This window comes from Thalassospira sp. UBA4513 (assembly GCF_002388495.1).
Classification (GTDB): domain Bacteria; phylum Pseudomonadota; class Alphaproteobacteria; order Rhodospirillales; family Thalassospiraceae; genus Thalassospira; species Thalassospira tepidiphila.
The window spans coordinates 29,332-40,051 of record NZ_DGMR01000035.1; the positions used below are offsets into that span (position 1 = coordinate 29,332).

The 10,720-nt window shown below is 55.4% G+C and carries 13 protein-coding genes; 6 read left to right on the forward strand and 7 right to left on the reverse strand.

Annotated elements, in window-relative coordinates:
- Positions 1-7: 7 nt before the first annotated feature.
- Positions 8-466 (reverse strand): META domain-containing protein, encoded by a 459-nt coding sequence (locus B2T33_RS14175; protein ID WP_197146540.1) that lies wholly within the window; start codon positions 464-466, stop codon positions 8-10.
- Positions 467-699: 233 nt separating this feature from the next.
- On the opposite strand from B2T33_RS14175, the gene B2T33_RS14180 reads away from it, so the two are divergent.
- From B2T33_RS14180 to B2T33_RS14205, 6 genes are all read left to right on the forward strand, one after another.
- Positions 700-1,695 carry an Ldh family oxidoreductase gene (locus tag B2T33_RS14180; protein WP_252724031.1) on the forward strand — a complete coding sequence of 332 codons (996 nt, stop codon included), beginning with the start codon at positions 700-702 and terminating at the stop codon, positions 1,693-1,695.
- 304 nt (positions 1,696-1,999) lie between these two features.
- A complete protein-coding gene (gene phnC, locus B2T33_RS14185; protein ID WP_008889690.1) occupies positions 2,000-2,845 on the forward strand; it encodes a phosphonate ABC transporter ATP-binding protein in 846 nt (281 codons plus the stop codon).
- A gap of 70 nt (positions 2,846-2,915) precedes the next feature.
- Positions 2,916-3,932, forward strand: coding sequence for a phosphonate ABC transporter substrate-binding protein (gene phnD / locus B2T33_RS14190; RefSeq protein ID WP_008889691.1), 1,017 nt, complete (start codon positions 2,916-2,918; stop codon positions 3,930-3,932).
- 68 nt (positions 3,933-4,000) lie between these two features.
- Positions 4,001-4,813 (forward strand): phosphonate ABC transporter, permease protein PhnE, encoded by an 813-nt coding sequence (gene phnE, locus B2T33_RS14195; protein WP_008889692.1) that lies wholly within the window; start codon positions 4,001-4,003, stop codon positions 4,811-4,813.
- Between the two features lie 2 nt (positions 4,814-4,815).
- A complete protein-coding gene (locus B2T33_RS14200; protein WP_286792370.1) occupies positions 4,816-5,463 on the forward strand; it encodes a chloramphenicol acetyltransferase in 648 nt (215 codons plus the stop codon).
- Between the two features lie 95 nt (positions 5,464-5,558).
- Positions 5,559-6,260: a DUF1045 domain-containing protein gene (locus tag B2T33_RS14205; RefSeq protein WP_286792371.1), complete on the forward strand. Its 702-nt coding sequence runs from the start codon at positions 5,559-5,561 to the stop codon at positions 6,258-6,260.
- Positions 6,261-6,308: 48 nt separating this feature from the next.
- Here the strand turns inward: B2T33_RS14205 and phnN are convergent, their stop codons facing one another.
- The 6 genes from phnN to B2T33_RS14235 form a co-directional block, all read right to left on the reverse strand.
- Positions 6,309-6,869 carry a phosphonate metabolism protein/1,5-bisphosphokinase (PRPP-forming) PhnN gene (phnN, locus tag B2T33_RS14210; RefSeq protein WP_286792372.1) on the reverse strand — a complete coding sequence of 187 codons (561 nt, stop codon included), beginning with the start codon at positions 6,867-6,869 and terminating at the stop codon, positions 6,309-6,311.
- 41 nt (positions 6,870-6,910) lie between these two features.
- Complete coding sequence (locus B2T33_RS14215; RefSeq protein ID WP_286792373.1) at positions 6,911-8,053, reverse strand: alpha-D-ribose 1-methylphosphonate 5-triphosphate diphosphatase; 1,143 nt, start codon at positions 8,051-8,053, stop codon at positions 6,911-6,913.
- A complete protein-coding gene (gene phnL, locus B2T33_RS14220) occupies positions 8,046-8,750 on the reverse strand; it encodes a phosphonate C-P lyase system protein PhnL (RefSeq protein WP_040823046.1) in 705 nt (234 codons plus the stop codon). The genes B2T33_RS14215 and phnL overlap by 8 nt, the downstream gene beginning before the upstream one ends.
- Before the next feature lie 14 nt (positions 8,751-8,764).
- Entirely contained in the window at positions 8,765-9,538 is a 774-nt protein-coding gene (phnK, locus tag B2T33_RS14225; protein WP_008889698.1) for a phosphonate C-P lyase system protein PhnK, read from the reverse strand.
- Positions 9,539-9,546: 8 nt separating this feature from the next.
- Positions 9,547-10,473, reverse strand: a complete 927-nt coding sequence (locus B2T33_RS14230; RefSeq protein ID WP_286792374.1) for an alpha-D-ribose 1-methylphosphonate 5-phosphate C-P-lyase PhnJ — start codon at positions 10,471-10,473, stop codon at positions 9,547-9,549.
- A 4-nt stretch (positions 10,474-10,477) separates the two neighbouring features.
- Positions 10,478-10,720, reverse strand: a 243-nt coding sequence (locus B2T33_RS14235; protein WP_286792375.1) for a carbon-phosphorus lyase complex subunit PhnI, incomplete at its 5' end; no start/stop codon positions are given.

Genomic DNA, 10,720 nt, shown 5'->3' on the forward strand with positions numbered 1-10,720 from the left:
GATGTGCTTATTGTGCGGCGGCTGTCAGCTCGATAACCGTGTTGCCATCATTGTCCTTAAGAACAAGACGCCCATCAACAACGTCCCAGCTGCTGACCAGGACGAATGCGCCGCTAAAGGCATTTTCGATCTGCATGGCGTTGTCGGCGATACACATCTTTCGTGTCATGGCGAGCTGCGCGACGCCCAGTGACGATCCCGCCTGTTCGTAACTGCCGGAATACTGATTGCAGCCTGCATTGCCCGACACCATGCCATCGCTGGAAAATGTCGCGGTCGCCATGACAGGTGGTGTCGGCGAAAGGGTACTGTTGCCATCAATGACCTGCACCAGTTGCCATTCCTGATCGGTTACACTTGCCCAGTCTGGTGTCATGTTGCCTGTGGATGCGGTGCCGCAGGCCGCAAGTGATGCCAACGCAACCAACGCCAAAGGCAAGACGATCCTGTGTTTAACCTGACGCATATCTGAATTCCTGTAATGCTTGCGCGGCTGCCGCGCGATCCTGTCATTCGCAAATTCTGGTGATGGTATCATATTTTCAAAGTCGTTTGCGCCAAAGGCGCTTCTGGTCGCAACCAAAACAGCTTTGCGCGCAGGGATGGCTTGTGGCTATGTTACGGATCCTGCAGGCGCATGATCCTTGCGCCCGTTTTCCGGTTCCAAAGCCCCACTTTGAAAATCAAGGTTACCTGACGATGAAGATTTCCGTGAAAGATGCCCACGCACTTGTGTGCGAAACTTTGATGCGTTGCAATGTGCGGGCAGACAATGCGGCCTCGATCGCAACGGCACTTGTGACGGCCGAGGCATCCGGACAAGGGGGGCACGGTTTTCGTCGCGTACCGGCCTATAGCGCGCAGGCAAAGGTCGGCAAGGTTGATGGCATGATCAGCCCGATCTTTGAAAAGCCGACACCTGGCGTTTTGCGCATTGATGCGCAGCATGGATTTGCCTATCCGGCACTGGATCTGATGATGGATCACTTGCCCGACATGGCCCGCACCCAGGGTATTGCGATTGCCGCAATCCACAGATCGCATCATGCGGGGGTGATGGGTCTTACGGTCGAACGTCTGGCGGAAAAGGGATTGGCGGCGATGATGTTTGCCAATGCCCCGGCGGCGATGGCGGCATGGGGTGGCCGACGTCCGATGTTTGGCACAAACCCGATTGCCTTTGGCGTGCCGGTCGGGGATGCCGGTGATCCGATCATCATCGACCTTGCCCTGTCAAAGGTTGCGCGCGGCAAGATCATGGCCGCCAAACAAAAGGGTGTCGCCATTCCAGATGACTGGGCGCTTGATGTGGATGGCAATCCGACCACCGATGCGATCAAAGCCATTGATGGCACGATGATCCCGGCCGGTGGGGTCAAGGGCGCGGCACTTGCCATGATGGTGGAACTTCTTGCGGCTGGTCTTACCGGTGCACAGTTCGGTCACCAGTCTTCGTCACTTTTTGATGACAAAGGCGCACCACCTGCGCTTGGACAACTGATCATTGCCATTGATCCCAAGGCAACCGGCGGTGTCGGTGTAATGGATCACCTTGCCTATATTGCCAACGAGATTGCCGCAGAAGAAGGCGTGCGTCTGCCCGGGCGTCGCGGCAAGCAGGCACGCGCACTTGCCGAAGCGGAGGGCCTTGAGATCGAAGACGATGTCATGGAGACCATCAGTCAAATTAAATAAATTTCACGATCGCTCCGTCGGCGGCGGTGTCAAAATCGTTAATGCAGAATGTTTGACTGTTCTGTATTTTTAAGAAATGGCATTCATCAGACAAATACATGCCGGAAATTTTAAAAATGTTACAGAAATAACGTCGGAATTACCGGTGAATACTTCAACGAATTCTTGATGTATAGACAAGTTTAATTGTTGTCGGGGCAATATGCTCTGCGTAATCATCGAACTGTAACATCAGTGTCACCGTAGAGTCGCGGTTTGTGCGTAGCTTCTTCATCCAGCGAAACACATTCAGGCGACTCTTTTGATGCTGGTTGTAGATATCTCTGGACTGAACAAAAGCTTTACCCGTGACAAGCGTGCGCTCAGCGGCGTCAAACTGCAGGTGCGGGAAGGCGAGATGGTGGCGCTGATTGGCGCATCGGGTTCGGGTAAATCCACACTGATCCGTCATATTGCCGGTTTGCTGCGCGGGGATCGCGATGGCGGCAAGATTGTCGTGTTTGGCGAAACCATTCAGGAAAATGGCAAGATTTCACGCGGTGCCCGCAAGGTGCGCTCCGAGATTGGTGTTGTTTTCCAGCAGTTCAATCTAGTTAGCCGTCTTTCGGTTCTGACCAACGTCCTGATGGGGCTTTTGGGCCGTGTGCCGGCATGGCGCGGGTCGCTTGGTCTGTTTACCAAAACCGAAAAGATGCGCGCCATGAGCGCGCTTCACCGTGTTGGCATTGATGCCCATGCGTCGAAAAAGGCGCGGAACCTTTCAGGTGGTCAGCAACAGCGCGCGGCGATTGCGCGCACCATTACCCAGGGTGCCCGACTTATTCTTGCCGACGAGCCGATTGCATCGCTTGATCCGGCATCGTCCCGCAAGGTGATGAACACGCTTGATCGCGTAAACCGCGAAGACAACGTCACCGTCATCGTATCGCTTCATCAGGTTGATTACGCAAAAGACTACTGCAAACGCACCATCGCCATGCGCGATGGTGAAGTCGTTTTTGACGGACCGTCAAGCGAACTGACGCCGCAATTCCTTCAGGAACTTTACGGCGAACATTCTTCCGAACTTTTTGCCGATGGTGCGGCAAAGGCCGCAGAGCCCGTTACACGGCCCATCGCAGAAAAGGACCTGGCTGTCGCAACAAGCTAGCCGGGCCAGTTGTCATGACTGCCTTACCTTCTCGAAACATGTCGAAATCTATTCTGACAGGGGACTTCTTATGAACGTTAAGACAATCGCATCCGCAGCATTTGCGGCCACGATGCTGGCATCCGTCGTTGCCAAGGCCGATGTTGAATTCAAGCCACTCGAACAGGATCCGGAAACCATCGTTTTCGGTATCATTTCGACCGAATCTACTTCCAACCTCAAAGCTCAGTGGCAGCCGCTGATCGATGACATGGAAGAAGCACTTGGCAAAGACGTCGAGGCATTCTTTGCACCGGATTATGCCGGCATCATCGAAGGCATGCGTTTTGGCAAGGTTCACGTTGGCTGGTTTGGTAACAAGTCGGCAATGGAAGCTGTTGACCGCGCCGGTGGCGAAGTCTTCGTTCAGACCTCCAAATCCGATGGTTCGAACGGTTACTACTCCCACATCATCACCCAGGCTGATAACGACAAGGTCAAAACCCTTGAAGACATGCTGAAATGTGATGGTTCGCTGAACTTCGGTATCGGTGATCCGAACTCGACCTCGGGCTTCCTGGTTCCGTCCTATTATGTCTTCGCCAAGAACGGCGTTGACCCGAAGGAATGCTTCAAGACCGTTCGTAACGCCAACCACGAAACCAACCTGATGGCGACTGCCAACAAGCAGGTTGATGTTGCTGCCAACAACTCCGAGCAGCTTGGCCGTACCAAAATGAACAAGCCGGAAATCACGGACAAGGTCAAAGTCATCTGGACCTCGCCGCTGATCCCGTCTGACCCGATGGTTTACCGTAAAGACCTGTCGCGCGAACTGAAATCCGAAATCAAGGCATTCTTTCTTGGTTACGGTCGTTTCGGTGATGTTGAAAGCGCCAAGGAAGTTCTTGCCAACAACTCCGATGGCATGGGTCTTTTCATGGAAAGCTCGAACGCGCAGCTTTACCCGATCCGTCAGCTGGCCCTGTTCAAGGACAAGCTGAAAATCCAGAACACCGAAGAGCTTTCTGCTGAAGAAAAAGCAGAACGTGTTGCCGAGATCGACAAGAAACTTGCTGAACTCGACATCCTGGTTGCCTACCAGTAACCGACTTTTCGACAGGGAGTGCATCAAAGGTGCGCTCCCTGTTTGCTTTTAATTCCGGGATTTGAACGATGAACAGCAGCATTTCTTCGACATCATCTGTCGCAACGGAGCTTCCGCCGCGTGACCTTAAGCGGTCGGCATCAAGCTTCCTGCTTTGGGCGATCATCCTTGGACTTCTGGCCATGTCGTGGGAGGGGGCAGATATGCGCCCGATGGCGCTGTTTGAAAACAGCGGCAACATGGTCGACTTCGCCGAGGGCTTCTTCCCGCCCGACTTCCTGATGTGGAAGATGTATGTCGCAGAAATGTGGATCACCATCCAGATTGCGATCTGGGGCACAGCGCTTTCAATCGTTTGCTCGATCCCGTTTGGCATTCTTTCTTCTGAAAATATCGTCCCTGTCTGGGTCTATCAGCCGGTCCGTCGCCTGATGGATTCCTTCCGCGCGATCAACGAAATGGTCTTTGCCATGTTGTTCGTTGTTGCGGTCGGGCTTGGCCCGTTTGCCGGTGTCCTGGCCCTTTGGATTCACACCACGGGCGTTCTGGCCAAACTATTTTCCGAGGCAGTCGAAGCAATTGATCCCGAACCGGTCGAAGGCATTCGTGCAACGGGGGCCAATGCGCTTCAGGAAGTCATCTTTGGCGTGATCCCGCAGGTCTTGCCGTTGTGGATTTCCTATTCGCTCTATCGTTTCGAGAGCAATGTGCGTTCGGCGACTGTGCTGGGCATTGTCGGGGCCGGTGGTATCGGCATGGTGCTGTGGGAATATATCCGTGGCTTCTATTACGCGGAAACAGCCGCCGTCATGATCATCATCATTATTTCGGTCAGCCTGCTTGATATGGTGTCCCAGCGTCTGCGTAAACTGGTGACCTGATCATGGCTTTCAACATTACGCAGGCCAAACCGGCAATGAAGGCATTGTCGGAACAGCCCACGATTGACCAAACAGCGATTGTCGTTGATTGCGAAATGGGGATCTGGACCGAAGTCGGTGCACGTACCTCGATGCGCGAAACGAAAATGGATGACTATTCCTATGTCGTGAATGACAGCGAAATCATCTATTCCGATATCGGCAAGTTCGTGAACATCGCTGCCCATACCCGGATCAACCCGGGACAGCATCCGATGGATCGGGCGTCGATGCATCATTTCCAGTATCGCTCCGGCGCCTATGAACTGGGCGAAGATGATCCGGCGTTCTTTGACTGGCGTCGCGAAAAACGCGTGCGTCTGGAACATGATGTCTGGATCGGGCACGGCGCGATTGTGCAGGGTGGTGTAACCATCGGCATCGGTTCTGTCGTGGGATCGGGTGCGGTGGTGACCAAGGATGTCCCGCCCTACACGATTGTGACAGGTATTCCGGCAGTCCCCCTGCGCCCCCGGTTCGAGGCAGACATCGTCGATGCGCTTCTGCGTATTCGCTGGTGGGATTGGTCGCATGAAATGCTACGCGAAAGATTGCAGGATTTTCGAACGCTTCCGGTGCGTGACTTTTGCCTGAAATACGATACGGTTTAACCGATCAATATTTCCCAATGATTTGATGGATGCCGAAGGTTAAGCTACTGACCTTTGGCATTTCTTGCCACGTCACCCGTTTCCAGAGTTCACTCATGACCGACCAATATCAACGCTACGCGCTTTATTATGCGCCAGAACCGCAAAGCGCGTTGGGGCAGTTTGGCAATGCCTGGCTGGGGCGTGATCCGGAAACCGGAAACCAGTTGGCCCGTCCAAATGTTGCGGGCTTGACGGAAGCCGAGATTGTGGCGGCAACCACGTCGCCAAGCCGATACGGTTTTCATGGTACTCTGAAACCGCCATTCGCACTGCCAAGCGGCATGGATCGTGGCGGTCTGGAAGCAGCCGTTTCGCGCCTTTGCAAAACGACTGCACCGGTAACGTGCGGGCATCTGGTCTTAAAGGCGATTGGTCGTTTTCTGGCCCTTGTTCCGACCGAACCTGTCGGGGACTTGGCCGATCTTGCGGCAACACTGGTGCGCGAACTCGATGACTTTCGCCAGCCCGAAGACGAAGCGGCAATGAACAAGCGCCGTGCTAGCGGTCTGACGGATCGGCAGGAAGCCTATCTTGTGCGCTGGGGCTATCCCTATGTCATGGAAGAATTCCGCTTCCATCTGACACTGACCAACAAGCTGTCAGACGACCAGATCGATCCCCTCAAAACTGCCCTGTCAGGCTTGGTCGCACCGCTGTGTCAGGACCCATTTACGGTCCGCGAAGTCTGTCTGTTTGGTGATCCGGGGGGTCAGAAGCCGTTCAAACTGCTGAAACGTTTCCCGCTAGCCGGATAAAAATGCTGCGCTTTTAAGGTGCAGCATTTTGGCGTGTTTCAAACTGTCTCAGGCGCGGTTTGCAATCGATTGTGGCATTTCAATTGCGCGGATGAAACGTGCGATGCCGGTTTCAAGATCTGCATCATTATCAACATGAACAACATGATCGCCCTCAACCTGATAGGCGGATGCGCGCGCAAGCCGGCGTGCGATATCAAGGGCATCTTCTCGCCCGCGGGCTTCAAGCCGTTTGCGCAATGCCTCGCTGCTGGCGCGGATGCTGATCACCCGGACGTTGTTTTGCCCGACAAGGGCACAGGCATCGTCAATGACGCTGCGCGATACATTAACGATGACGGTTTTGCCTGCCTCGACCTCGCCAAGAACATGGCGCGGGATGCCGTAGCCCAGATCATGGGCCATCCAGCTCAGAAGGAACGCCCCCTGACGTGCCATTTGCCCGAAATCCTCGGGCCGAACGGGGATGTGTGTCTCCCCAACCGATCCGGCCGGGCGGGTGATGCAGCGCCGTGGAAAGCAGAACTGCTTGTCATCAGCCAGTCTTTCGCGCGCGGCATCGAGAAGGGTGTCCTTGCCAACACCACTTGGACCGACGACAAGGACCAAAAGTCCATATCCTGATCTGCAATTATGTGCAGGCGCCCCGGTCATGACACCCGCACGCCTTCTCGCCAGACACCGCGCACAATCGGGTGGTGCGGTGAATGGTGCACACGGATTAGATCACCACGTTTGCCAACCGCGATCTCCCCGCGATCATCGAGCCCGACCTGGGTCGCCGGATTAAGCGACACGGTGCGAATGGCGCGTGGCAGATCGTAGCCTTCGAACTCGTCAAACAGCTTCATCGCGCCGTGCAAAAGGCTGTGCGGGACATAGTCGCTTGATATGATGTCGAGATAGCCATGCTTTGCCAGCTCGCCTGCCGCAACATTGCCACTATGCGATCCGCCGCGCACAAGGTTCGGGCCCCCCATCATCACACCAAGCCCACCTTCATGCGATGCCTTGGCAGCCTCAAGGGTGGTTGGGAATTCAGCCACGGTCATTTTGTCTGCAACCGCCTCGGCAACGTGTTCGGCTGTGGCGTCATCGTGACTGGCGAGTGCCAGACCCTTGGCATGGGCCTGTTCGACCACATGACGGCGGTGCTTTTCGGAATAAAGCTCGGCATCGCGACGGCGCGTGGCGATGAATTTGCGCATTTCCTCGTCGTTCAGGCCGTATTTGCCCTGATAGTAGGTGTAATAGGCATCAAGGCTGACGAATTGGCGCTGGCCCGGTGTGTGATCCATCACCGAAAGCATGCTGACCAGTGGCAGGTCGATCAATTGACCAAGGGCCTCGACCATGCCGGGGAAGGACGTTTCGCAGCGCAGATGCAGTTTATGGTCCGCGCGCAGCAACGCATTTTCCAAAGCGTGTTCAAGGGCATTGACCGATTCAATCAGTCTGACAATGCGTTCAGACCCTTCATTGACGTCACCGATGGATACCGCATCAAACACGGTGGTGATCCCGGCACTGGCGACCTGGTTGTCATGGGCGACAACGGCGGCTGTTGCCGGCCAGCGGGTCTTGGGGCGCGGGGTCAGGTGCTTGTCGAGGTTGTCGGTATGCAACTCGACCAGGCCCGGCATCAGGTAATCGCCACCCATGTCCTCTGCCCCTGGCAGGTTCGATGGCCGATCGGAAATATCGCTGATTTTACCGTCCTTGACCTGCACGGCACCATCAATGACTTCGTTGGCCAGAACGAGTTTGGCATTGGTAAAAATCTGTTCAGTCATTGGCCCCAACTTTAAACGAAGTCACATCAAACGACCCGGTGCAGACGGCATCACGGGTTTCGTGGTCATGGAAAATACCGGCAATCGCGGCCCCACGGCTTTTGGCTTCTTCAATCAGCGCCAGAACTGTGGCGCGATTTTGGGCGTCAAGCGATGCGGTCGGTTCATCAAGTAGCATGATCGGATAATCGGCAATAAAGCCACGCGCAATATTCACGCGCTGCTGTTCCCCACCCGAAAAGGTCAGCGGCGAAAGCTGCCACAAACGTTCAGGGATGCGCAGACGGGTCAAAAGATCACGTGCCTTGTCAGTGGCGGTCTTGCGATCCGTGCCAAGGGCCACCAGCGGTTCGGCAACGATATCAAGGGTCGGCACACGCGGGATCACGCGCAGGAACTGCGAAACATATCCCAGCGTGCGCTTGCGGATTTCCAGTATCGAATGCGGGCTGGCGGTGGTGATATCAAGCCAGTCGCCATCATGGAACACCTTGATGGACCCCTGAGAGCATGTGTAATTGGCATAAAGCATGCGCATAAAGGTACTTTTCCCCGATCCGGATTCACCGGTCAGCGCGATGCATTCGCCAGCCGAAAGCATGAATTCAACACCTTCGAAAACCGGGATGGTCACGCTGCCCTGTGTGTGTAGGGTAAAGCTTTTGGCGACGTTTTGAGCATGAAGCATTTCAGACATTTTCTTCGCCCCGGTCAGTTTTGCAGAATGGAAGAAACAAGCAGCTGCGTATAGGGATGCTGCGGGTCATCAAGAACCTGATCGGTCAGGCCATGTTCAATGACCTTGCCCTGTTGCATCACCATCAGCCGGTGCGAAAGAAGTCGTGCCACTGCCAGATCGTGGGTGACGATGATCACTGCAAGATTAAGATCGTGAACCAGCCCGCGCAGCAGATCGAGCAATCTGGCCTGAACAGAGACATCAAGCCCACCCGTGGGTTCGTCCATAAAGACGAGGCGCGGGCTGGTTACGAGGTTGCGGGCAATCTGCAAGCGTTGCTGCATGCCGCCCGAAAAGGTTGATGGCAGGTCATCAAGGCGCTCGGACGCGATTTCGACCTTGCCAAGCCAGCTGTCTGCATTGCTGCGGATATTGCCATAATGACGATCCCCAATCGCCATCAGCCGCTCGCCAATATTGGCCCCGGCACTGACATTCATGCGCAAACCATCACGCGGGTTCTGATGCACAAACGCCCAGTCGGTGCGCATCAAAAGGCGACGCTGGGCTTCGGACATCTGATAAACATCGCGCACGCCATCAATCCGGGTTTGATATTCAACCGTCCCCTTGGTCGGCTCCTGCTGGGCGGAAATGCTGCGCAGCAAAGTGGACTTTCCAGATCCGGATTCACCAACAATGCCAAGGACTTCACCGGGGCGGAGTTCAAAGCTGACATCCTTGCAGCCAACCCGGTCGCCATACATCATGGTCAGGTTATCGACGCGCAGAAGCGGTTCGTTCATTTGGGTCATTATTCTGCTGCCTTTCCGCGATCTGCGCTACCTAGGGGTTGGTCATGATGTTGCGGGCCGCGATGGCCGGCTTCCTGTCGTTCCGCGCAGTAATCGGTGTCCGAACAGACAAACATCCGGTTGCCCTGATCATCGAGGATGACTTCATCAAGGTAACTGTCGCGCGCACCGCACATGCCGCATTCATCTTCCCAGGTCTGGACTTCGAAAGGATGGTCCTCGAAATCGAGGCTTTTGACCTTGGTATAGGGCGGCAGGGCATAGATGCGCTTTTCGCGACCGGCCCCGAAAAGCTGAAGGGCTGCCATGTCGTTCATTTTCGGGTTGTCGAACTTTGGCGTCGGCGACGGGTCCATCACATAGCGATCATCGACCATCACCGGATAGGCATAGGTGGTCGCGATATGACCATGACGTGAGATATCTTCATAAAGCTTCACATGCATCAGGCCGTATTCTTCAAGCGCGTGCATCTTGCGCGTTTCGGTCTCGCGCGGTTCAAGGAAGCGAAGCGGTTCGGGGATTGGCACCTGATAGACCAGCACCTGATCTTCGCGCAGTTCCTTTTCCGGGATGCGGTGACGGGTCTGAATGATCGATGCCTCGGCGGTTTTTTCCGTGGTGGCCACCTGTGCGGTCTTGGCAAAGAACTGACGGATGGAAACCGCGTTGGTGGTGTCATCAGCCCCCTGGTCAATGACCTTAAGCGTATCATTCGGGCCGATTACGGCGGCTGTTACCTGAACGCCGCCCGTGCCCCAGCCATACGGCATCGGCATTTCGCGCCCGGCAAACGGCACCTGATAGCCCGGGATCGCCACGGCCTTAAGCAGAGCGCGCCGGATCATGCGTTTGGTCTGTTCGTCAAGATAGGCAAAATTATAGTCCGGTGCCCCGTCGGCCGGATTTTTGACAGTCTGTTCCATGGGGTTACTCCGCGGCCTCGGGTTGGGATACGCCATTCTCAGCTTCGGCTTTCGCCAGACGTTCTTCGACCTCGGCGCGCATACGGCGCACCAGTTCAAGTTCGCCCTGGAAATCGACATAGTGCGGCAGCTTGATATGTTCGACAAAGCCGGTGGACTGGACATTGTCGCTATGTTCCATCACGAACTCGCTGTCCTGTGCCGGGCCCATGATCTGTTCGCCCATTTCATTGGCGCGCATGGCACG